We start from the raw sequence: 23,427 nt of genomic DNA on the forward strand, positions 1-23,427 counted from the left end.
AGGAGAACTCACTAAAGTAGAATAAAACGGCGCTTTTCGAAGCGCCGGGATTGTATGCCGCACAGTCATACCGTCCAATCGTGCATCTCAATTAAAACAGCGTCCTTGCCGAGTTTCTTTACTGCTCCCCAGGGAACAATAAAATCTTTTCTGCTCGAAAAAAGCCAGAAACGGCGCGAGCCCTGCAGGATTATTGCTTCAATCGTCCCTTTCTCAACATCTATATGAATATCTTTCACCGGCCCCAGTTTCGAACCGTCAACAACATTCACTATATCACGCTTGTTCAAATCCGACACCTTAAACAATGTTTTTCACCTCCTGTGCCCCTATCATATGCGAACAGGCAGAAAAGGTGATAACATCAACGGGAAAAATCACACCTTGTTATTGGGGCATCTCACCCGGAAGTTTATCGGTTATATCAGTAACATTTCCCAGGTCATCCTGTTTCTTGTCGATATACAGCTGGCCCTTTGCATCAAGGCTGGCATAAAATACTTCCTTGACAGACTTGATACCCTGTTTTTCAAGTTCTTTGTACAACCATTCCTCGGTAAGATTGTTTTGCTTTAAATTCTGCATGATAACTATCCCGTCCGAGATCATTTCGGAAGGCACTCCTTCATAAGTTGTGGAAAGCTGCAGGTCGTGAGGTGTAACAGGACGTTTCTGGCTTTTAAGAAGCACACTCAGCTTTCCGTTAGGCTCAGAAATGGCAAATTCAACATCAGCTATATTAAAAACATTTTTATCCCTTAACTGCATCATTAAATCATCAACGTGGTAAATTAGCTTCTTCATATTATCCTCAAGTATTTTACCATTGTGAACCAGTACAACAGGTTCTCCCTCAATAATTTTTCTCGCCGGCCGATATTTTAAAGCAAGGGTTTCGGCGCCAAGTGTAAAAAGGCCGATTAAGACAAGCCCAAAAAAAAGCGGCCACCCGCTTTCATTAAGGCTCGTAACCATGTTTGCGGCAATCGAACCGATTAAGATAGCATTTACAAAGTCACTGATGGTTAACTGCCCCACTTGAGAATTTCCTATCGCGCGGGAAATAATAATCACGGTAATGAACGCGCCCATGCCCCTGACCAAAATATCCAAAAAAGGATTCATAATCCACCACCCCTGCGGATATAATGATCTTAGTTTAACAGCAGATAATTGAATTATACGTTGTAAATGAAATGGAAGGGAGGATTTTTAAACATTGTTAAAGAAAGGGAGACTGCTTTTACAACTGAATCAAAAGAAGCTAATGTTGATCGCTTATCTTCAGCAAATCAACCCAGAGTACTTACAAGCTGTTTCAGATACGACTCAAAATCCTTGCCCAGTTCAGGATAATCCAGGGCGAATTCTACCGTTGCCATTAGGTAGCCAAGTTTGTCGCCAACGTCATAACGGCGTCCCTCGAAGTTGATTCCATATAGAGGCTCTTCTTTAGACAAAACCTTTAAAGCGTCAGTAAGCTGAATTTCCCCGCCCTGACCCGGGGGTGTATTTTCAAGTATGGGAAAAATAGAAGGGCTAATTACATAACGGCCCATAATAGCCAACCTGGAGGGAGCTTGATCAACAGGAGGCTTTTCTACCAAATCGCGGATATAGTAAACACCTTCACGCAAAAAATCAGCATCCAGGATTCCGTATTTGTTTACCTCCGCCGCGGGCACTTCCTTAACCGCAAGAACGGTGCTTTGGACTTCGTCATAAAGTTCAAGCAACTGCTTCAAACACGGTTTTTCACTTCTGACCAGATCGTCTCCCAAAAGGACTGCAAAAGGCTCGTCTCCAACAAACCTGCGTGCGCAATAAATAGCGTGTCCAAGTCCGCGCGGTTCCTTTTGGCGGACATAATGCAGGTCGGCGATCTCACTGATCTCCCTGACCAGGTTTAAAAGAGCAACTTTCCCTTTTTCCTGTAGGTGTTCCTCAAGTAACTGCGATTTATCGAAATGATCCTCAATAGACTTCTTCCCCTGGCCGGTAACAATAAGAATGTTTTCAATGCCTGATTCGACCGCTTCTTCCACTATGTACTGGATAACCGGTTTATCCACTACGGGCAGCATCTCTTTTGGCTGCGCTTTAGTAGCGGGTAAAAAACGGACTCCCAAACCGGCAGCCGGAATAACAGCCTTGGTAACGCGCAATATCTACACCTCTTATACTCTAAAGATGCTGGGAGGAACTTCGTGAAGCGGTTCGGCTTGTCCTTTTGGAGACGCTGAACAGGCCAATTTTACCGGAAAGAATTATAACCAGACCAGCTAGAATAACCAGAAGAACCATTGCCTGATCTGATGTAACCATATTTAATACTACGGCGCTTACTCCCAATAAGAAGCTTATTCCGTAAATAACCGCTACTGTCTGACGATGATTAAAACCTAAACTCATCAACTTATGGTGAATATGCTCCCTGTCTGCCTGAAAAATTGGTTTGCGAAGATGGTAACGCCGGAAAACGGCCAGCAGGACATCAAACAGCGGAATGCCAAGAATCACAAGAGGAATAAAAACTGACACAGCCGTAGCGCTTTTTGTTAAACCTAAAACTGAAACTGCGGAAAGAGTAAAACCGAGGAGCATAGATCCGGTATCTCCGAGAAAGATGCTTGCCGGGTATATATTATGCCGCAGAAAACCAACAATCGCCGCTGCTAAAATAATAGCGAGCATAATAATTTCCTGCTGACCGGCGACGCCAAAAAACTTCCACTGTGTCCATCCCACCGCTGCTATAGTAAGCGCCGCAATGCAGGAAACCCCTCCAGCCAAACCGTCCAAACCGTCGATCAGGTTAATAGCGTTAGTTACCGCTACCACCCAGAATATTGTAATGGGGATTCCCCACCAACCAAGTACGATACTATGTCCGTTAAAAGGATTAGTCACAAAACCTATCTGGATATTAAATAAAATAAGTGAATAAGCTGCTAAAATCTGTCCTCCGAGCTTTACCCACGGAGAAAGTCCCTTAATATCGTCTATCACCCCGATTAATACAATCAAAGAAACCCCTGTAACCAGGCCGAAGACAGGACCGACAGGCATTGTCAGAAGCAACGGAATTACAAAAGCCACGTAAATTGCCAGTCCGCCCAGGCGGGGCATTACGTGCTGGTGAACCTTGCGTGGATTGGGCAGATCAACCGCTCCCCAAGCAAAAGCCAACTTCCTTACTGCAGGAGTAATCAATAATGCAATAAAAAACGCTAAAATAGGAGCTAACAGTTTTTCCACTTTTATCTCCAAAAATCAAAAGTAAAAATATCCTATCTATTCTACCATTTGACTAATCTTTCAACAAACACAAGGAATTGACCTTGTATGCAATAATACTGCTGAAAAAAAGCCAAGGGACAAGCCTGCTTAATTATTCGCTGTTATTCGCCCTTATTCGCTATTTCACGTGTTATCACTCTTTCCTATTTGGATGTTTATTGTTCTCGGGATCATAGCCGCCATGACCGTCGCGCTATTTTTATCACCTCAATAGATTACTTCATTAGATAATAGATTACTTCATTAGATTAATTCAATGCAGATAAGGACATTTCCTTTCACTTTATTTGAAAAAAACACTAATTACATAGTGGAGATATTTCAATCGTCAATCCCTTGATTAACGCCAAATTGGTCTCTATAACGAAGAAGTTTTGGATTTTGAAATGCCAAATTCACCAATTTATCAACTTTTTCAAACAGAATATCTCTATTCAGAATATCTCTATTATAACAGATTTATATCCACCATGCAATTAACGTTTTATTTGAAAAATACTCGAAAAATGCATTATTTACTTTTTCTAACAGCTTCTTGCCTGCATTATCCTAAACAAGTCAATAACTGGTACGACTCCAAGGAGGAATAAAAACTTTGTTGTCGAATTTCTTTAAAGTCTATCATGGTACGGCAGGTAAAAAAATGAACTTGTTTCCGTTAATTCAAAAAAAAATACGTTCTTTTTTCTTTTCAACGCTTCCATTAAGCTTATTAATCTGCGCTGTGTCTGTTTGCCTTAATCCCCTGCTTCACCTGAGTGAAATTTGTAAAACAGCCCCGGTCCAATCTGGGATTTCCTTTCTGAATGACCGCTCGGCGGCAATTATTGGCGCAGAACCACTGGCAACGCGTGACTTTGTCTGCCCGGAGGGGCTTACCGGGAAAGGACAGATCATTGCCCTTGCCGACAGCGGCCTGGGTAATGGCCAGATGAACAATCCTCATCCGGATCTGAAAAGCCAGACCGGGCAGTATCCCAAAGTAGTCATGCTCAAATCTTATACTGACAGGAAAGAAACTGACGACCCAAACGGTCATGGTACACATATGGCATCTACTGCAGCCGGAACCGGCGCCGCTTCTAATGGAAAATACAGGGGCATAGCGCCGGAAGCAAGTATTTATTTTCAATGCATTCTAAATTCTGAGGGAGAAGCTTCCCCACCGCTGAACATCGATAGACTTTTTCAGCCTGCCTATGACGCGTCGGCAAGGATCCATATCAACGGATGGGGTGGAAAAAACAATGCCTATTTGTACAGCGCTTCTCAGATAGACGCATATATCCGAAAACATCCTGATTTTCTGGTTATTTTCGGCGCCGGCAACGACGGACCAAACAGCGGAACTCTCACACAACAGGCAAACAGTAAGAATTCCCTGGTCATAGGAGCAAGTGAAGGAGCAAGACCAGCATTTGGGCCAGGCGAGGATAACGCAACTCAGTTAGCCAGTTTTTCAAGCCGCGGTCCAACTTCCGACGGACGCTTAAAACCAGATCTGGTCGCCCCGGGCTCGGGGATCATTTCTGCTGCGGCGCCTCTTATAAAAAGCAACTTTATCACAAACACGGCTTATACAAAGATGCAAGGAACAAGTATGGCAGCCGCTGTAGCAGGGGGAGCGGCGGCTTTACTGCGTGAATTTTTCCTGAAAGAGTTCAATCTTCGTTATCCATCCGCTGCGTTAATGAAAGCGGCGCTGGTCAACGGAGCGCAGCCATTACCGGACAATACCGGAGCAGGCTTCGGAAAGCTGGATATCTGCAATACTGTTCTGGCTCTAAAAGAAAAATCTTTTCTTTTCGATGATGAACAAAATCCCCTCCGACAGGGTCAAGTCAGAACTTATGACTACACTGTTACTGATGAAGGCGAACCATTTGTGGCAACCCTTGCCTGGACGGATCCGGAAGCTGTTCCAGGCGCCGCTGCCGCTCTTGTAAATGATTTAGATCTTACAGTAACCGGGCCTGACGGTGAGGTTTGTTTCGGAAACGACAGCTTTAATAAAGGTTATAAAGGTCTTAAAGATAACAAGAATAATATTGAGCAGGTGTTTGTTTCAGCGCCAAAACCGGGTATTTATAAAATTGAAGTAAAAGCCAGCAAGCTTACCCGGGAGATAAAAGCCCGGAAAGCGCCTGCGCAAGATTTTTCCATAGTTTACGGCCAGCCTCTGAAAACGGACATAGTTGATCAGATTAATCAAAAATCAAATACAATAACACTTGTCAGCGGGGAGAAGATACCTATTCCTGCAGCGGGAAAAATTTCACTGGGCGGACCGGATTTAACACAATGGAGTCCACAAAATATTTATCCCGGTGAAAATGCCTATCTTGGCCTTCAGGAAAATCACCTGTATTTAAGCGGTATAATCTGGAGGAACAAATCAACAGAACCTTTAACGTTATCAAGCGGGACTCTTTGGCTTGAAATGAACGCCTCAAAACAAGAAGGAGGATATTACCTTCACCCTGGCTCAATTATTTCAGTTAACGGGCAGAAAACAACTAATCTTAACTCAATTCCTGGTGGTGTTGAAGTTTTTGCCTCGGTCAATCCTACCTCTCAAACAATCTGGTGGATAAAGACCGATTATTTTACAAAAGAAGGAATCCTGAACGAAATAGATACAGATAAAAAACAGGTTTACATTTTTAAACAGCAGCAGCCCTATTTACTGGCCGATGATGTATTTTTTTCCTTTACCGATTCAATGGTTAAGGGCAGCCGCGAGGATCTTCCTTTTGGCGCCCCGGCTCTTCGAAATCTTGAACAACTGGCGCCGGGTATGTCAGTCCGGTTAATCGGCGCGCCGTCGGATGGCAAAGTGGGCTATATAGCCGCCAACCGTTCTCTGGTCACTGGGCAGTGTCAATATATTGATCCTGTCAATGACGAACTGATTCTCCTGGGAGGTAAAAAATACCAGGTGATTGATAACGCGCCGGTCACCATTGATAACAAACCTTCCAACTTTAGCGAGCTAAAGCCTGGTTACCACCTTACACTTGTTATGGCTGATCAGACAGTAATTTCGGTAATAGCTAATTCACTGGTTTGTTATGGTAAGATAGTTTTCTACAGCGATCTGGAAAATAGACTTTATATTCTCGATTACCAGAACCACCTGCGTACCTTTAATCATTCAGAACAGATACAGGTATTCCGTTGGCAGCAAGCAAGCAGCCTGAACTCACTGCTTCCGGGAGAATATGTCCGCCTTGCCCTTGACTCTACTGGGCAGTCAGTTTATCGCCTGGATGCAGCTGATACATTGAAAGAGGAAAAGGGAACCCTTTCTTCATTTAACAGGGACACCGGACTGACCGAATTTTCGCCCGGCGACCAGGCGTTTATTTCATCACGCACTATGGTAATTAAAAACGGATATCCGGTTATGATGAATGACGTCTTACCCGGTGAACAGGTTACCTATACTCTTCTAAAGGTACCCAAAAGTGATGACAGCATTATCTCCTGTCTCAAAGCAACTACCGAAAATAAACCACCCCGACTGCAGATTTCCTGTCAACGGGAAGGGAAGAATATAAACCTGAGTGGTTCTACAAACGGAGATTGCGTTTATTTCTATCTGGGCCTTGAAAAATCGATAGAAATACTGCCGGAATCTGACGGCCGTTTTAGTATTTCCTTAAGTCAACCGGATGTTAAATCTGTTCAGGCAGTGGCAGTAGATCGCCTGTCGGGGGGAGTAGCCGGAATGTATATCAATGTTCCGGAATTTTTCAATGATATCAGCGGCAATACTTTTGAAAAAGAAATAACTTCTCTTGCTTCAAAAGGGCTGCTGACCGGATATCCGGATAAAAGCTATAAGCCCGGTAAAAATGTTACCAGAGGCGAATATATCGCCATGTTAATCAGACTGATTGGGCTAACAGAAACAGAACAGACACCTGACACCCGGGCTTCTTCCTGGGCAAAACAGACGTTAAACATTGCACTGCAGTACAAACTGATCAGCGGCGGATTACCCGACCTGGATCTCTACATCAGCCAGCCGCTCTCTTTGAAAGAAGCAGAATCACTTCTGACGACAGCTCTGAAAAAAAATAAAGACCGCTTTAACCTTGATGCACAAGGGATAGATTCCCTCGTAGCCGGCTTTAGCGAGTCGCTGTTAGAAAAGAATGCGCCGCAGAATTATATTACAAGGTGTGAAGCCGCTTACCTTATCTGGCAGACGGCTAAGCTATTAAAAAATTAATTTTGGAGCCAGACGATAAATACTACCTGTTCCTGGGTTTCCTTATCCATTAGGGTCAGTTCGGATTCTACCGCTTTTATTTCTGCGTCCAGTTGCTTTGTTTGCTGGCCATTAGAATTATCTTTCTGGGCAAGCAGGCTGTGATATCTTTCCAATTTGCCCGAGAACTCACCTGTTACATCCCGTATATTTCTGTCCTTTTCAAGAGTATCGCCAAGTCCGGAAATAAAATCGCTGAATTCATCAGCGCTTGCTTTTGGCGCTCCAAAACGGAATATGTCTATAGTCCGGCCATCATCCAACGGAATCTCATTTTCTACCGAATAAGAAATGCCGCCTGTCTTTGCCCAGGCAAGCACCCTGTCAGTAGCGCTATTGATATCGGTAACTTTAATCTTCCAGAGAATACATTCTATTGAACGGGGAACATTCAAAAATACCCTTGGCTCAGTTGTTGTTTGTTGGACCGCTGCCTGATGTGGCGTTTTTTGTTCTGCCGTCGCTTGTTTTGCGGATACATTATCCGTGGTTTGTCCAGATTCCGGATCCGTGGTTTGTCCAGATTCCGGAAGATTATTTTGTTGAGGTTGATTAGATTCGTTTCCAGTCGGTGATGCTATTTGTGTTTCTGGAACTTGTACAGGAACTTCGACAGCGGGTTGATTTAAAGGAGGTGTATGTTTAACAATGAAAGCTGGATTTCCGGAAATATTCAGCACCCCTAATCTGGCTGCTACTCCCATCGAACCGCCAATCAGCAAAACAGCGGCGGCGGCCGCGGCAAGGCTTCTTTTCCATGCCTGAGACCACCGGAAGCGGAGGTTAAACGCGGGAGAATATACTTCTCCCTGGTTGGCGCTTTCCGAACGCAGTCTGTTTATTACCTGTGCGGCAAGTCCGTCAGGCGCTTTTACAGGACTGTTCATTTCACGCAACGCTTTGCTGATTGCATTGAAATGCTCGGCTTCCATAGCACATCCGCTGCAAACTGCCAAATGATCGGACAAGGCGCGATGCTCATTAAACAACGGCTCATCTGACACTAAAATGCTTTTTGCTTTTCGGCAGTTCATTTACTACACCTCTTCTGTAACCCGGTTTTTACGGGTTCCAGGAATAACATAACCCGATTCCTTGGCCAACTTGATTACCTGCTGTTTTAAAACCTGCCTGGCCCTGTTTAAACGGGATTTAACGGTGCCAAGAGAACAGTTCATAATCAGTGACATTTCTTCATATGAATAACCTTCTATTTCCCGAAGAATTACCACTGCCTGGTATTCCCGGGAAAGCTCACCCAGCGCTCTTCTTACAAGGCCGTTAAATTCTTTGCTTTCAAGACTTTGCTCAGGATCACCGTCTGTAGCAGCCAAATCACGGTAAACCTCATTTTCTCCGTCTGAAATTGGCTCGTTTAAGGATACTGCGTTTTGTATACTCCTCTTACGTTTCGTATTTAACCACATATTTACGGTTATCTTGTGCAACCAGGTACCGAAATCAGCTTCGTTCCGGAAACCCTTTAAAGAATAATAAGCTTTTATGAAAACCTCCTGGGTAAGATCCTGGGCATCCGCATAACTGTTTGTCAACTGGTAACTCAGGGTATAAACCCTGCCCTGATATATGTTGATTAACTGCTCAAAAGCAGACAGGTCATTTTCTAAGGATTTTTCAACAAGCTGTTTAACGGCTTCCAAAGGATAACACTCCTGCCGGAGCCGGAAACTTCACTTTACCTTATTAGACACTATATATGAGTTAAAAGTTCCACATTTCAAGTGAAATATTCCGGTTTTTTAACCATTATATTACTAAATGTTAACTCCGTAAACAGTTTAATATCTAAATCATCTCCCACTAGGTACTGACATAAGAACCAGATATTAATATAATTTCATTTGCATTAGGAAGGTCAACTGCCTGCGTGCTTAATAATCGCCTCTTAAAAAAATAAATATTTTCTTTTCATAGCTGGACTTGCCTATTTGACCATTATATGGTAAGCTCAAAAATATGGTGAGATAAGGGGAATCTTGTCGGAACTTATCATGTAAAAAAGCAACGGAGGGAAATTAGGTGTCCAAGATGCTCGAGAATGAATTAAAATCCGAGCTTTATGGAATTGCCGCAATTACGTTCGCTCTTTTAGGCCTGGTAAGTTTATTTACACATGCTGTCGGCGCGGTTGGACAATTCTTAAATCAGTGCCTTTCTGCTGCAGCCGGGCAAGGACGTATACTTATTCCGGCCCTTTTTTTACTCCTGGGAATAAAGATTATCCGGGAGCGTAATAAAATTAAACTGGACACACAGATAATCGGGATATTGCTGCTGTTGTTTTTAATCCTGAGTCTTATCCATCTTTCCATACCTGTCGAGTCTTCCTTCAAAGCCGGACAAAAAGGCGCCGGAGGGGGTATTTTAGGAGCCGCCGGAAGTTATCTGCTTCTAAAATACTTCGATCAAACAGGCAGCTATATTATCCTGTCCTCCTTGATGATCATTTCAATTGTTCTTTTAACGCAACTGCCCGTCTCCCGTTTATGCGGCATTCTGGTCAATTATTCCAGTACGGCAATTAAAAAGGCGTATGATAAAATTACTGACTTTATTTTCATTGAAGCTGAAGAGGACGGAGAAAACACTGCTGAGATAAATAATACACAGGCAAATACCTTAATTGTCAACAACGATGAAGACACCCCGGTTTTTCTCCCGTCAGCCTTAATCCAGGACAAAAAATCTGACGGAGAAGCACAGGAAATTAATGATGAGGCTCAAATTCATACAGTTTCCGAAAAAACAGGAAGAACGAAAGCAAAACAGCAGCCTTTCAAGCTTTCAGCGGCCTCCGACGGTATAACATTTTGCCTTCCGCCGACATCCTTGTTAAACTGGAAAAAAACCAGGGATCATACTGTAACGGATAAGGAAATCAACGAAAAAAAACGCACCCTTGAAGAGACGCTGGCCAGCTTCGGAATTAATGTCCGTGTGACCCAGGTAACAGTAGGCCCTGCTATCACACGTTACGAAATACAGCCTCCTGCAGGCATAAAAGTAAGCAGGATTGTCGGTCTTTCCGACGACTTATCACTTGCGCTGGCCGCTTCGCATGTACGCATCGAAGCTCCAATTCCCGGCAAGGCAGCTATAGGCATCGAGGTCCCTAACAAAGAAATTTCCACCGTCCACATGAAAGAACTGGTTGAAAGCAAAGAATTCGGCGCAGCCTCCTCAAAAATCACGGTTGCTTTGGGCAAGGACATATCGGGCGCGCCAGTTGTTACGGATCTTTCCCAAATGCCTCATCTCCTTATAGCAGGGGCAACCGGATCCGGGAAGAGCGTCTGTATCAACACAATAGTGGCTAGTATCCTGTTCAAGGCCACACCTGAGGAAGTAAAAATAATCTTAATCGATCCCAAGATGGTTGAACTTACCAACTATAATGGTATTCCCCACCTGATTACCCCCGTGGTTACAAACCCTAAAAAAGCATCCGGAATCCTGCACTGGGCGGTTAAAGAAATGGAACAAAGATATGATTTATTTGCCGCAGTGGGAGCACGGGACATAATCCGGTACAACAAAATGCAGGCGGAACTCCAGAAAGAATTCGGCGAAGACAGATTTCCGGCCGGGTCCGTGGATGCAACCCAGACTTTGAACAGCAATGGCACGCTGCCCTTAATTCTGATCATCATTGACGAGCTTTCAGACCTGATGATGATTGCGCCTGCAGAAGTAGAGGATTCTATTTGCCGGCTCGCTCAGATGGCCAGGGCAGCGGGAATACACCTCGTGCTGGCCACCCAACGGCCTTCAGTAGATGTCATCACGGGACTGATTAAGGCAAACATACCCTCCCGCGCCTCTTTTGCGGTATCTTCCCAGATGGATTCAAGAACTATTCTTGATACGGGCGGCGCGGAAAAATTGCTCGGGAGGGGAGATATGTTGTTCTTTCCCGTTGGTTCTTCCAAACCGGCAAGAATCCAGGGAGCATTTTTGGCCGACAAAGACACTGAAAACTTGGTCAGCTTCCTCAAAGAACAGGCCCAGCCAAATTACAATCCAGACATGGCCAATGTTCCCGATGAAGAAAACGTCTCCTTTTCTGAACAGGATGACAGCCTCCTTCCACAGGCTGTACAGTTATTTATCGAACAGGGAAACGCTTCGGTTTCAATGCTTCAGAGAAGATTTCATATCGGATACGCCCGGGCAGCCAGGCTGGTTGACATAATGGAGCAGCGCGGAATAGTAGGCAGTTTCGAAGGAAGTAAACCGCGGTCAATCTTAATGACCCTGGAACAGTTCCAGCAATCATTCAAGCAAATCTAAACCTTAAAAATCTCCATGGCAAAAAAAATAATATATGCTATACTGTTTATAAATTAATACGGGTTCTGGTCCGGTAGGCGCTTTCTAAAAGCTTATAAAAGTATAAGATGTTCTTTTTTTATAAAGCCGGTTTTCTAAAAGTGTCTGATATTATCTGGAGGCAATTAAATGGCCAAAGAAAAAGCAGGTAAGAAAAAGCGGGTAACCGCTAAGGTTGAAATGGCAAAAGAAAAAGCAGTTATTAAAACGCAGGAAACAGATCAGTTTGAAACTAAAGATCAAGCCGTTCAGCGGGTAAAAACGGCTAAAGAAAAGACAGATAAAAATGCGCAGGAAAACACTCAGGTCGAAACGGTAGTTCAAATCGTTCAGCGGGTAAAAAAGGATATGCTCTGGGTGGGAGTATGTATTGTTGTGTCCGCAGCTATAGGACTGATTGCGGGTCAATTGATCAAGTTTTAATTTTAAAGAATATCCTGGCGGGAAGTCAATTCCTTATTCCTGCCGTGAAGCTCCAACCGCAGTTCAATAATCAAATCCCTTAGCTCGGCAGCCCGTTCAAATTCGAGTTTTCGCGCAGATTCGCGCATTTCTTTTTCCAGCTTGATTATAATTTGCTTGAGCTCCTTTTTGTTGGCGCTTTTTTTAACGTAGCCGCCGTCAGATTGTTTTTTTCCCTTGGCAACAGGGCGGGTAGCCTCAATCAAGTCCCGGACAGCCTTCTCTACCGTCCGGGGGGTAATATTGTATTTCCGGTTGTATTCCACCTGAAGCCTTCGCCGCCGTTCAGTTTCCCCGATAGCCCTTTTCATTGAATCAGTTACCTGATCAGCATACATGATAACCTTTCCTTCAACATTCCGGGCAGCCCTGCCGATTGTCTGGATAAGAGAACGCTCGGAACGGAGAAAACCCTCTTTGTCCGCATCAAGGATAACTACAAGACTCACTTCTGGCAGATCCAGTCCTTCCCTTAACAAATTGATCCCTACCAGAACATCAAATACTCCCAGACGAAGATCCCTGATTATTTCCATACGTTCCAGGGCATTGATGTCTGAATGCATGTAGCGCGCCTGTATATTAAAACTTCCAAGGTAATCGGTTAAATCTTCCGCCATTTTCTTGGTCAGGGTGGTTACAAGAACACGCTGCTTTTTGGTTACACGGCTGCGTACTTCCCCAAGCAGATTATCTATCTGGCCGCGTATCGGGCGAACGGAAAGTTCGGGATCCACCAGGCCTGTAGGCCTGATGATTTGTTCGACAATCCGTCTGCTATGCTCAAGTTCGTATGGGCCGGGAGTCGCTGATGAAAAGATCACCCGGTTAATCCTTTTTTCAAATTCGTCAAATTTTAAAGGCCTGTTGTCAAAAGCGGAAGGCAAACGAAAACCATGCTCCACCAATGTTTCTTTGCGTGATCGATCCCCTTCATACATCCCTCTCACCTGAGGTATTGAAACATGGGACTCATCAATGAACATAAGAAAGTCGTCAGGGAAATAATCAATCAGCGTATAAGGAGGCTCTCCTGGCAGCCTTCCGGTCAGGTGGCGCGAATAATTTTCAATGCCCTTGCAGTATCCCATTTCGCGCATCATTTCTATTTCATAATTTACACGCTGTTCCAAACGCTGAAATTCAAGGATTCTACCCCTGGAATTCAATTCTGCAAGGCGGTCTTTTAATTCAATTTCGATATTTGAGATTGCTCTTTCCAGCCGGGATCGCGAGACTGTATAATGACTGGCCGGAAAAACTGAAACATGCTGCCGGGCGCCCAGAACCTCACCGCTGACGACATCAAATTCAACCAGGCGCTCAATCTGATCACCCTGTAAATCCACCCGCACGGCTCTTTCTGTATAAGAGGCCGGGTATATTTCCACTATATCTCCCAGGACACGAAAAGTCCCGCGGGTGAAACTTATATCATTGCGTTGATACTGTATATCCACCAGTTTCCGCAACAACGCGCCGCGTTCGAAGACAGCCCCTTTGCGAAGAGAAATTACCAGATCCCCGTACTCCCCCGGATCACCAAGGCCGTAAATACAGGAAACGCTGGCCACAATAATCACATCCTGCCGTTCAAAGAGAGAGCAGGTTGCGGAATGGCGCAGCTTATCGATTTCCTCGTTTACCGAGGAGTCCTTTTCGATGTATGTATCTGTCTGGGGGATATAAGCTTCCGGCTGATAGTAGTCATAGTAACTGATAAAATACTCAACAGCATTTAGAGGAAAGAATTCTTTAAACTCGCCGCAAAGTTGTGCGGCGAGTGTTTTATTGGGGGCCAGAATAAGCGTGGGGCGTTGAACAGCCTGAATTACCTGGGCCATCGTATATGTTTTTCCGCTTCCTGTAACCCCTAGCAAAGTCTGCCTGGAAAAACCCATATTTATGCCTTCGATAAGCTCAAAAATAGCTTTTTGCTGGTCACCGCGGGGCTCGAAATCAGATTTTAATTCAAAATTCAATGTATCCCACTTCACTGATCAGTTTTTTAATGTTATTCGCCGTCTGCGCTTTCACTTCCTGCCTCGTTCTCCTTGCCGGCCTGCCCTTCCTGAACCGATTCGATATTTTTTATCTCACCCGGAATCTCGACCTCTACTTTCTTTCCTTCCTGGGTTGTAATCCTTAACTTGGTCCTGGCATTTTTCTGTTCGCCTGTTGAGCCTCCTTGCCCCTGTCTCTGGCTGCTTCCGCCGCTCCCGCTGCCCTCACTGTCCTCGCTGCTGTCCTGGCTTTCACTTCCTTGTTCCATGCTTTCCTGCCCGCCTCCCTGCTCTTTCTCCTTGCCCCAACGCTGTTCAAGCAGGTAGGAGTTGTCTTTTTGAACCAGCTGTACGGGAACGACCCTGGTTGGAACACCGTAATCACCATTTAAAATACGGTTATCGTACTGCCAGCTGCCCGTTTGGGAAAGGCTGACCGCCGCGTCATAGGCATACTGTCCCACTAATTCGGGCATGGTATCTATTTCCGCATTATGTCCACCTTCAATTAATGCCCTTGAAGATTCCTCATTCGCCCCCACTCCGACTGTAATTATATAATGACTGAAACCCCGGTACTTCAACGCTTTTACATACTCCATAACAAGTCTGCTGTCAGTGGCCAATATGGCATCGATCCTGTCGTAGTTATACTTGTTTAAAACCTGGTCTGCCGACATAACGCCCAATCCGGGATCATTCCTTAGATAGACGATTTCTTCGATAATTTTCACTCGCGGCTCTTTATTTAATTCATCCCGGATTCCGGCAACTATTTCATTTGAAATTTGATCTTTCTGGTCACCCCTTATAATAATCGTATTCAATAATTGGCGCCTTTCAATTCCAGGAACAACCTGATTTGTGTAACCGCCGTTAAGCGCTTTAAGCAGGTAAATTGCTGCCAACCTGCCGGCAAGAAGGTGATCTGAAGTTATATAGCCGTCTACCGGAACATTCCTTGGCAAAGTTTCCAGGGCTAATACTTTTATATTTGCCTTTTTGAAGCGTTCGATAACCGGATTAACCGACGTTGAATCAACAGGTTGAACAACTACAGCCTTCAGCTGTTTTGTTCCCTTCTGTAAAACCTGATCGAGCTGCTTGATCTGTTCCTGGGGGTCATTTTTCGCATCCAGAAATTCTATTTTTATATCTTCTTTTTTACTTCTCTTCATCATTTCCTGTTGAATGACTTTGTTTCCGTCCAGCCGTAGATCAGAGAAGGATACAGCAATGTTAAGGCTTGCTCCAATTGGTTTTCTCTCTGCTTGCTGACTGCAGCCATTTATCGCAATGAGGCATACCGCCATCAATAACGGGAATATCCGTTTAAACGCAACGAGCATTTATATCTCTCCTTCTTAAACCTATTCAGTATTATGCTTAATCCGGGAAGCAAATATGAAATCCGTTTAAATGAGTACTTAATTCCAAATTTTAGTCATACAAATTAATTCAGGATGGAAAAGAAAGGGATGATTGGATGGAAAAACTTAAACTTTACTGGCAGCGGTTTTACAGGCTTTTTGCAGAAAAACGGCCTGCAGAAAAATTATTTTCTATTCTTGATTCTGTAGATGAGGCACGCATATACTGGCAGGCAGCGTTAAAGGAATTTACTCTTGCAGAAAAAGATTTTATCGATTATTCAAGCTATAAAATAATTGCCTCTCAAAAAAAGTATATTTATTTATTGCAGCAGGCACAAAGCCTCGGGACAACCTCCTGGCCGGCAGATGAACTCAAACCGCTGGCGTCAAACCTGCCCGTGATTAAATGATAATTAACAATATGACGAGTAATGGCAGGGATCGACAAGCTCGCGGTATTTGGCCACTACCTGCTTGAAATCTTCCCAGGTATCCTTTTTCAGGTTTGGATTGCGCAAGAGGGCCGCCGGATGGTATGTAGGCATTATGTAAAGCTCACCTTTTTTTACCCAGTTGCCCCTTTCACGTGTTATTTTGCCTTTTGGATCCAGTAAAGCCTGTAGAGCGGCGCCGCCAAGCAATACAAGAATCTTTGGCTCTAGAATCCGTAATTGGGCCTGCAGGTTAGGGCTGCAGGCTGTAATCTCTTCTGTACTGGGAGTTCTGTTGCCCGGAGGCCGGCATTTAACAACATTAAGGATATATGCGTGGTTGAATCTCTCGAACCCGCAGGCCTGCAGGATTTTATCCAACAATTGCCCTGCCCTGCCAACAAACGGCCTGCCCTGCACATCCTCGTCCGCTCCCGGCCCCTCACCGCAAAGCACAAGGCTCGCTTTTAAACTGCCTTCTCCAAAAACCACACCACGGCATCCGCCTCGCAGATCACATCTGTTGCAGGTTTTTACCTTCTCTTCCAGTTCGGCAAGGTTATCATATCCGGAAAGATCCCAAGCCGGGTTTGATAATAGGTTATACTCATCAAAAAACAATTCTGTCCCCCTCCTGCGTACGATCAAGAAATCAAATAATTTGATACAAAGAGGGGTTTTATTCCTTTTCCAGAATTATTTTATGGTCGACCAGGGCAAGCTCGGCAATCTTTGCTTTAATTATTTTACGCCGGCCAAAAATATCTTCCAGGATAAGGCCGTCTTCCCGGGGAATTACTTTATCCACGGATTCAAAAAATAACTCCTCAATCCCGCCCTCGCGCAGATATGCGTTTGCTTCACACAAAACGCCCACCCCCAAAAATAATAAACTGCCGCGTTGCTGCAGCCGTTTTAAGAAATTATATTACCCTTTAAAATAACTTGTCAACGGTCATCTTCTGAGACTATAAATGCCACTGGAATAGTATTATTTCTTATTATTATTATTACCTGTATTACCGTTCCTTTCCAGCTCATTATCCGAATAGATTTCATTGCCATAATCATTTGTTAAAAGTTCCCGAAATAAATTTGTCACTCCTGAGTACATACTCGAACGAAATATTAGTTTCGAAGAAATGTCCCCAATACAAATTATTTCATCTGCCCCAGCTCGACGAAAATGATCGATATTTTCCGGATTTAATGATTCAACAATTATTTTACAAGAAGGATTCATATGTCTGATGGCCAAAGCAGTTAATTTCGAAATTTATAGTCAATTTTCCTTGCCCCTTTTTTATAATATTTTCCAATAATGAACCGGCAATATATCCAAATGATGCAATTCCACCAAACATGACTATCACTGCCACAACTTTGCCAGCAGTTGTTAGTAATATATTTAAATTACTTTTGACCACACATTCATATCTTCGAAATCTTCACCAATATTGCAATTATTAATTAATACACCATCATATCTATATCCAGCTTTGGCGAAAACACTATTCATCCCGATTGAACTGCTGCGTGCAATGGTGTAAAGACATCTAAACCCTTCTTTATTTAGCCTTGATTCCATTTGTGACAATAAAATACCGGCAAGACCCTGCCCAGTCCACTCAGGCATAGTGGCAAAATCTGTCATCTCGGCATTTCTTTGTATATAATTGACTTCCGCTGATGAAGCTGCTATCAATTCTTCTTGATACCAGGCTGTTAAATAGTAGGCTCTGCCATTATTTAATATGGACTTTATATAGCAGTGATCATATACAGGAAAAGGATAGGTAGTAAAAACCCTGCGATATAACCTGGCAAGGGCTTGGCAATGTTGTGCCTGTCCCCATTTTAATGATACCCCGGGAGGCAGTTTACGTTTTACCATGCCGGGCTTAGAACTGGAAAGCAATTTATCTACCAGTTCCCTGCTCCTGTTATTTGAAGGGACTTGCCTTCGGCGGCTAAGATACAGAGCAAAGATAAAAGCTGTTCTATTACCTTTAAAATATCCTTGAATAGAAGCTTCCAGCTTCATTCCAGCGTTCAACAAGGCCTGCTTCCATCTGGCGTCTGATTTGGTCCATATTTTATCCAAGCCGCTTGCAGAAGCTTTTTCTATTAATTCATGGATCATATTCCCAGCATTCTCATCCCGAAGAAGTTTGAAGTTATTTATTGTAATTCTTCGGTTATAGGGTGAAATTAAAATATTACACTTAAAATCAGTGCCGGTTACAATTTCACATCTATCCGGGTCAATGTTTTCTATGTCCCTGATTTCAAAAGACATTAGTTACTCCTTTAGGTTTGCTGTTGCGGATTTTGCGCCGGTTTCCTTCGGGTACCAGGCTGACAATCTGATTAAGAGGATCAAATAGCTTTTGCAGTCCCACTGGTTCATGCTTAACCTTACGTTCCTTACACAATGTACAGGTGGCAGGACAGACTGATTCAAAATTTTTTGGTTCCTCGTAGACACAAATGACCCCTTCATAATTGCGCAGTACGGTTTTGGTACTGGTTATTGAAAGCTGATAATGAGGTAAGACCGGAATTTTGCCTCCTCCCCCTGGAGCATCTACTACATAATGAGGAACGCAAAACCCTGAAGTGTGACCGATTAGAGCCTCCATTATTTCTATGCCTTTAGCAACTGGGGTGCGAAAATGCTCGATACCCCTTGATAAATCACACTGGTACAGGTAATACGGACGCACACGGTTTATTACCAGGAGATGGACAAGTTTCTTAATTATTGTAGGGCAATCGTTAACCCCTCTCAATAATACAGTCTGGTTACCCAAGGGGATACCGGCATCTGCCAGCACGGACAGCGCCCGGGTAGATTCCGGTGTAAATTCGCGCGGGTGGTTAAAGTGAGTATTTATCCAAATAGGATGATATTTTTTAAGCATTTTGACGAGTTCTTCAGTAATCCGTTGCGGCATCACTACCGGGGTGCGGGTTCCGATACGAATTATCTGTACATGAGGAATTTCTTTAACCTTATGGATGATTCGTTCCAAATGGTTGTCAGAAAGAATAAACGGGTCTCCCCCCGAAAGCAGGACATCGCGAATTTCCGGATGATTTGTGATATAGTTAATGCCGCGATCTATATCCTGATCGGAGATGAATCTATTCTGGTCACCTACTTTGCGTTTCCTGGTACAAAAGCGGCAATACATGGAGCACTCGTTAGTTACAAGCAGCAACACCCGATCCGGATAGCGATGAGTCAGCCCCGGTACAGGCGAATCAGTATCCTCGTGCAAGGGATCGTCCATATCACCGCAGCCCTTGATAAATTCGCGGGAATCGGGTATGCACTGCAAACGGATAGGGCAAAAAGGATCCTCTTTATTAATTAAAGATGCATAATAAGGAGTGATTGCCATGGGAAAGGAATTGCAGGCTTCCTGTATTTCCAGTTTTTTCTCTTTAGTTAAATAGAAATATCCTGCTAGTTGTTCAACTGACTGAATCCTATGCTTCATTTGCCAGAGCCAATCCAGGCAGTTTCTATTTTGTCTATCGCTAAGAGAAGTCACTTTTACGCTCACGTTTAGACCTCCTATGAATTTTATTCTGCCAACAAGGCACAACCCAGGAACCGCTAATGGATGTAAATATAAAACCCCGGAACAAACAGTCCAGGGGTAAAAAGAGAATAAATAAGCGCCTAGTTTATAGACCGCCTTCTTCCTCCCTTTTTACGCTTACGAAGTTAGCTGACGGATTCGGACTAAAAAGTAGCCCTACGAGATCGGGCAGCTGTATATTCTGCCTGATCATCGATTCACCCCGGAATCTGGTTCCCCCGCTTCTTTGATAAGAATTAAGCGAAACAGGAATAGGAATAATATTATATTCTTAGTATATTTATACTGACAACTCATATATAAATATGAGTATGTTTGTTGTTATCATATCATAATAAATTTCCATGTGCAACCATTTCTTGACGACGTTTTTCCAGGTAATCAAAAAAGGTTTTTAAGGTAGTATGACAATGTTGGTGGCTACAGGACGCTCTTTGCCGTCTGAAGGACGGTTTAAGACATTGCCCTTGAAGACAAATGAACTTGATCCCCCGCCATCCAGGTTATAAGCTTCTATCACACCAAATTCAATCAACTTAATCTGCAGGTCTTCTAAAGTAACTCCACTGCTCCAATCAGCTTGGCGCCCATCAACAATAGCTAAAATTAAATCGTCATTGCCGTATTCACCGATAATAGTCCTGGGTTGTTTCTGATTCTGCCACTTAACAGGGATAGGTAATGGCTTGCGATTCTTGATTAAGGCAGGAACAAAACTAACCCCGGCTACCGGTTTAAGCTTTAACAACTCATTTTTTTCATAAAAAATATCACCTAACAGTTCCCCTGTTGAATCTATTCCGGCAAAAAACAGGTCATCATGCGAGGATTTAAACCCATCAATTAACTTGCCGTTAATGACGGTATTGCCAATGGGCAGGATGTATTGTCTACCATCTTGCATAATATCATAAAAACCACCACCGTTTACTCCCAGTACCGCACCGGTCCGCTTAACTGCAGCGCTGGTAATCTCGCTTTCACCCAGAGTGTCCTTGCCTAGAGCTATTTGGAAAACAGTGGGATCAAATATTTTAAGCTTGGCAATATATCCCCGGTAACCCAAACCCTTAAGTTCAAATACTTCAATCTGTACTCTGTCGGAATGGTACTCGCCAATAGGCATCCCCAACCTGTTTATTATGAGCTTTTCATATATTTCATCAGACATTTTCTTTTGCGACCATGTTTTCTGGGTGAGTTCTTTTAACACACTCTCATTCTCATGTTGCAGACGCTCCAGTTCCACAGCGTTTAGTTTTATAAAACCAGTCTCTTGCTCCATATTTAAGATATCATGCTGCAATTGTTCTGTGGAAGACACCATTTCTTTCAGGGGGATTTGCAGCATGTTAGCGCAACCTTGTAAGGTATAGTAAATACCACCAAAAAAGCCGGTCAAGGGAATCAGCAGGCTGATAAAAAAAATGTTAATAATCCTCATTACCGGATTCCTGCAAAACATTAAGACTTTTTTCCAGTTCTTTTAACTGTTTGTCCATTTCTTCAATATGCTTTTTAACTTCCTCGCTTGCTGTTCCGGTGCTGGATAAAGTTTTATCCGTCTGGGTTAGAGACTCCTTTATAATTTTCATTTCAGCGCTTAAAGACTGCATTTTTTCCTCTAGATCCTGCACGTTTAATGCATTAGTCTCTTGAATTTCCAGTACCTTTTGGTCAATGTATTGTCTGGCATACCAAAACCCCCCTACTAAAAGGCATGCCCATAAAAATACTAGCGCTAAGATTACCCGCAACTGGTTGAAACCAACTTTTTTTTTAACATCCCTTTCCTCTTCCAACTCTTAACCCCCAATTGTAATTATGTTAACCCTGTTAGATTAGTTCACCACTTTATCCCATTCTCCTTTGCGTGTCTTAAATCTCATAACTACTTTCTCTGCTGAATTTATTGACAATCCTCTATTTGTACCAATTTACCCTCCCATGTGCGCAAGAGAACTTTATTTTTTTGTATCTTTTTGATGTAATTGGGCATTATCGGTATCTTCCCAAGTCCACCCGGAGCATTAACGACAAACGTAGGTATTGCCAGCCCAGAGGTGTGACCGCGTAATGACTCTATAATATTCAATCCTTGGGCAATACTTGTTTGAAAATGACATGTCCCCTGCACATTCTTGGCATGAAATATATAGTAGGGACGGGCCCTTATTTTCAACAACTCTTGAAATAGTTTTCTCATTATAAAAGACTCATCATTAATCCCTCGCAGCAAAACCGATTGATTGCCGAGTACAACCCCGCCTTCGGCAAGACTATCACAGGCTGATTTAGCCTCCGGTGTAACCTCCAGAGGATGATTAAATTGTGTATTGATAAAGATTGGCGGATACTTGCGTATAATTTCAACTAACTCCGGCGTGATTCTCTGTGGCATGGTTACCGGGGTTCTGGTTCCGATACGTTTTATTTCGACATGAGAAATCTTATGTAGCTTGTGCAGGATAAATTCTAATGTCTGATTGCTTAGCAGCAATGCATCTCCCCCGGTAATAAGCACATCCCGAATTTCTTTATTTTGGGCAACGTAATCAAGCGCTATGCCAATATCTTCCAGGCATGCATGTTGATCAATCTCCCCGATATTGCGTCTTCTCTGGCAGTGACGGCAGTACATTGCACACTGGTTGGTTACATTGATAATCATACGGTCCGGATACCTGCGAGTAACACAGGGAGCTGGGGAAGTAATTGCTTCGTTCATCGGATCAAGACTGCCTCCCGGAGATAATTCTCTAATATCAGGAATAGCCTGACGATATATGGGACTGTTCTGATAATCTACAGTTACCAAGCTTAGGTAATAAGGAGAAATAGCCCAGCGAAAAAGCTTGCCTACTTTATCTATGCGTTTTCTGTCCAGGTCACTTAAACCGATTATTTTGTCTAAAACTATACTATCTTTAACCCGGTTCCTAAGCTGCCATTTCCAATTATTCCAGTCTTCCTCTGTGCCGCCCAGAACTTCCAATATCCTATGCTTTCTTTCTGCAGCCTGTTCTTCTATATCAGGCAACGATTTTACATACTCCAGGAAAGCGAGAGTGTCCTTTTTAAGTTCTTTACTTCTAAGTATAGATTGATACAGATTATCCGTGTTCCCTGCTTCTCTCATGTTATCACTCCTTTTAATTGTTCATGAACAGGAATGGTAATAATCGAAAAGAACCGAGAGTTAAATAAAAATAACCAAAGGCAACCCTCTGGTTATGTTAATATAATATCAAACCCGGATTCCCTTTCGGCGCTTACGAGGTTAGCTGACGGATTCGGGAAAAGGGAATTCCCTACCAAAATCGGTTTCACCCCAATAAAATCGGTTCCCCCGCTCTCTTTTTAATAAGAGATTCAGCGCATTTTTCAATTACAATATCGATTCTAAAGTTAGTCAATACATGGACATTCTCCATTCACTTGTTTTCATAATCATAAAGAACAATTCAATAATAGGTTAAATTAATGATATACTGTATTTGTGGCAGAATTAAGGAATAATAGACACAAAAATGTATTTTATAGACTAACTATTTTATATATTTTTGCCACAATTTTAACCATACTATAAATAAGTTAAGAGGAGACACCAGATATGTCTTA

Annotated in this window: 21 protein-coding genes; 5 read left to right on the forward strand and 16 right to left on the reverse strand. The window is 43.2% G+C overall.

Annotated elements, in window-relative coordinates:
- Positions 1-65: 65 nt before the first annotated feature.
- The 4 genes from DEH07_04540 to DEH07_04555 all read right to left on the reverse strand — a co-directional run bounded on the left by DEH07_04540 (position 66) and on the right by DEH07_04555 (position 3,258).
- Entirely contained in the window at positions 66-308 is a 243-nt protein-coding gene (locus DEH07_04540; GenBank protein ID HBY03803.1) for a YlmC/YmxH family sporulation protein, read from the reverse strand.
- A gap of 79 nt (positions 309-387) precedes the next feature.
- Positions 388-1,125, reverse strand: a complete 738-nt coding sequence (locus DEH07_04545) for a DUF421 domain-containing protein (protein HBY03804.1) — start codon at positions 1,123-1,125, stop codon at positions 388-390.
- 167 nt (positions 1,126-1,292) lie between these two features.
- Complete coding sequence (gene galU / locus DEH07_04550; protein HBY03805.1) at positions 1,293-2,165, reverse strand: UTP--glucose-1-phosphate uridylyltransferase; 873 nt, start codon at positions 2,163-2,165, stop codon at positions 1,293-1,295.
- 19 nt (positions 2,166-2,184) lie between these two features.
- Entirely contained in the window at positions 2,185-3,258 is a 1,074-nt protein-coding gene (locus DEH07_04555; GenBank protein HBY03806.1) for an undecaprenyl-phosphate alpha-N-acetylglucosaminyl 1-phosphate transferase, read from the reverse strand.
- A 637-nt stretch (positions 3,259-3,895) separates the two neighbouring features.
- Here DEH07_04555 and DEH07_04560 point away from each other — a divergent pair.
- On the forward strand, positions 3,896-7,537 hold the full coding sequence (locus DEH07_04560) for a hypothetical protein (GenBank protein HBY03807.1): 3,642 nt from the start codon (positions 3,896-3,898) through the stop codon (positions 7,535-7,537).
- Here DEH07_04560 and DEH07_04565 read toward each other — a convergent pair.
- Both DEH07_04565 and DEH07_04570 read right to left on the reverse strand, forming a co-directional pair.
- Positions 7,534-8,610, reverse strand: a complete 1,077-nt coding sequence (locus DEH07_04565; GenBank protein HBY03808.1) for a hypothetical protein — start codon at positions 8,608-8,610, stop codon at positions 7,534-7,536. The genes DEH07_04560 and DEH07_04565 overlap by 4 nt on opposite strands.
- 3 nt (positions 8,611-8,613) lie before the next feature.
- Positions 8,614-9,237 (reverse strand): RNA polymerase subunit sigma-24, encoded by a 624-nt coding sequence (locus DEH07_04570; GenBank protein HBY03809.1) that lies wholly within the window; start codon positions 9,235-9,237, stop codon positions 8,614-8,616.
- 388 nt (positions 9,238-9,625) lie between these two features.
- On the opposite strand from DEH07_04570, the gene DEH07_04575 reads away from it, so the two are divergent.
- Both DEH07_04575 and DEH07_04580 read left to right on the forward strand, forming a co-directional pair.
- Complete coding sequence (locus tag DEH07_04575; GenBank protein ID HBY03810.1) at positions 9,626-11,887, forward strand: cell division protein FtsK; 2,262 nt, start codon at positions 9,626-9,628, stop codon at positions 11,885-11,887.
- Between the two features lie 168 nt (positions 11,888-12,055).
- The gene (locus DEH07_04580; protein HBY03811.1) at positions 12,056-12,349 is read left to right on the forward strand and encodes a hypothetical protein; all 294 of its coding nucleotides are present in this window, start codon (positions 12,056-12,058) and stop codon (positions 12,347-12,349) included.
- Positions 12,350-12,351: 2 nt separating this feature from the next.
- Here the strand turns inward: DEH07_04580 and DEH07_04585 are convergent, their stop codons facing one another.
- Both DEH07_04585 and DEH07_04590 read right to left on the reverse strand, forming a co-directional pair.
- Positions 12,352-14,370 (reverse strand): excinuclease ABC subunit B, encoded by a 2,019-nt coding sequence (locus DEH07_04585; GenBank protein ID HBY03812.1) that lies wholly within the window; start codon positions 14,368-14,370, stop codon positions 12,352-12,354.
- Positions 14,371-14,402: 32 nt separating this feature from the next.
- Positions 14,403-15,740 carry a sugar ABC transporter substrate-binding protein gene (locus DEH07_04590; protein ID HBY03813.1) on the reverse strand — a complete coding sequence of 446 codons (1,338 nt, stop codon included), beginning with the start codon at positions 15,738-15,740 and terminating at the stop codon, positions 14,403-14,405.
- Positions 15,741-15,877: 137 nt separating this feature from the next.
- On the opposite strand from DEH07_04590, the gene DEH07_04595 reads away from it, so the two are divergent.
- Positions 15,878-16,174 (forward strand): hypothetical protein, encoded by a 297-nt coding sequence (locus DEH07_04595; GenBank protein ID HBY03814.1) that lies wholly within the window; start codon positions 15,878-15,880, stop codon positions 16,172-16,174.
- A gap of 3 nt (positions 16,175-16,177) precedes the next feature.
- Here DEH07_04595 and DEH07_04600 read toward each other — a convergent pair whose 3' ends face one another.
- From DEH07_04600 to DEH07_04635, 8 genes are all read right to left on the reverse strand, one after another.
- The gene (locus DEH07_04600; protein HBY03815.1) at positions 16,178-16,816 is read right to left on the reverse strand and encodes a uracil-DNA glycosylase; all 639 of its coding nucleotides are present in this window, start codon (positions 16,814-16,816) and stop codon (positions 16,178-16,180) included.
- A 58-nt stretch (positions 16,817-16,874) separates the two neighbouring features.
- On the reverse strand, positions 16,875-17,063 hold the full coding sequence (locus tag DEH07_04605) for an RNA-binding protein (protein HBY03816.1): 189 nt from the start codon (positions 17,061-17,063) through the stop codon (positions 16,875-16,877).
- Positions 17,064-17,186: 123 nt separating this feature from the next.
- Positions 17,187-17,453: a hypothetical protein gene (locus DEH07_04610; GenBank protein HBY03817.1), complete on the reverse strand. Its 267-nt coding sequence runs from the start codon at positions 17,451-17,453 to the stop codon at positions 17,187-17,189.
- A gap of 150 nt (positions 17,454-17,603) precedes the next feature.
- The gene (ablB, locus tag DEH07_04615; protein HBY03818.1) at positions 17,604-18,494 is read right to left on the reverse strand and encodes a putative beta-lysine N-acetyltransferase; all 891 of its coding nucleotides are present in this window, start codon (positions 18,492-18,494) and stop codon (positions 17,604-17,606) included.
- Entirely contained in the window at positions 18,484-19,701 is a 1,218-nt protein-coding gene (gene ablA / locus DEH07_04620; protein HBY03819.1) for a lysine 2,3-aminomutase, read from the reverse strand. The genes ablB and ablA overlap by 11 nt, the downstream gene beginning before the upstream one ends.
- Positions 19,702-20,200: 499 nt before the next feature.
- Positions 20,201-21,250, reverse strand: coding sequence for a multidrug transporter (locus DEH07_04625; protein ID HBY03820.1), 1,050 nt, complete (start codon positions 21,248-21,250; stop codon positions 20,201-20,203).
- Complete coding sequence (locus DEH07_04630) at positions 21,237-21,608, reverse strand: hypothetical protein (protein HBY03821.1); 372 nt, start codon at positions 21,606-21,608, stop codon at positions 21,237-21,239. Before DEH07_04630 ends, DEH07_04625 begins: the two co-directional genes overlap by 14 nt.
- Positions 21,609-21,715: 107 nt before the next feature.
- The gene (locus DEH07_04635; protein ID HBY03822.1) at positions 21,716-22,945 is read right to left on the reverse strand and encodes a lysine 2,3-aminomutase; all 1,230 of its coding nucleotides are present in this window, start codon (positions 22,943-22,945) and stop codon (positions 21,716-21,718) included.
- 33 nt (positions 22,946-22,978) lie between these two features.
- Here DEH07_04635 and DEH07_04640 point away from each other — a divergent pair, with 33 nt between their 5' ends.
- Positions 22,979-23,170, forward strand: a complete 192-nt coding sequence (locus tag DEH07_04640) for a hypothetical protein (protein ID HBY03823.1) — start codon at positions 22,979-22,981, stop codon at positions 23,168-23,170.
- Positions 23,171-23,427: the final 257 nt, after the last annotated feature.

It is taken from the genome of Desulfotomaculum sp., assembly GCA_003513005.1.
GTDB lineage: Bacteria > Bacillota > Desulfotomaculia > Desulfotomaculales > Nap2-2B > 46-80.

Bases quoted from the DNA above. Each gene is read 5' to 3' on its own strand.
- DEH07_04545 (HBY03804.1), bottom strand. From the start codon at position 1,125: ATGAATCCTTTTTTGGATATTTTGGTCAGGGGCATGGGCGCGTTCATT.
- DEH07_04565 (HBY03808.1), bottom strand. From the start codon at position 8,610: ATGAACTGCCGAAAAGCAAAAAGCATTTTAGTGTCAGATGAGCCGTTG.
- DEH07_04575 (HBY03810.1), top strand. From the start codon at position 9,626: ATGCTCGAGAATGAATTAAAATCCGAGCTTTATGGAATTGCCGCAATT.
- DEH07_04580 (HBY03811.1), top strand. From the start codon at position 12,056: ATGGCCAAAGAAAAAGCAGGTAAGAAAAAGCGGGTAACCGCTAAGGTT.
- DEH07_04590 (HBY03813.1), bottom strand. From the start codon at position 15,740: ATGCTCGTTGCGTTTAAACGGATATTCCCGTTATTGATGGCGGTATGC.
- DEH07_04595 (HBY03814.1), top strand. From the start codon at position 15,878: ATGGAAAAACTTAAACTTTACTGGCAGCGGTTTTACAGGCTTTTTGCA.
- ablB (HBY03818.1), bottom strand. From the start codon at position 18,494: ATGTCTTTTGAAATCAGGGACATAGAAAACATTGACCCGGATAGATGT.
- ablA (HBY03819.1), bottom strand. From the start codon at position 19,701: ATGAAGCATAGGATTCAGTCAGTTGAACAACTAGCAGGATATTTCTAT.
- DEH07_04625 (HBY03820.1), bottom strand. From the start codon at position 21,250: ATGAGGATTATTAACATTTTTTTTATCAGCCTGCTGATTCCCTTGACC.
- DEH07_04635 (HBY03822.1), bottom strand. From the start codon at position 22,945: ATGAGAGAAGCAGGGAACACGGATAATCTGTATCAATCTATACTTAGA.
- DEH07_04640 (HBY03823.1), top strand. From the start codon at position 22,979: ATGGTAATAATCGAAAAGAACCGAGAGTTAAATAAAAATAACCAAAGG.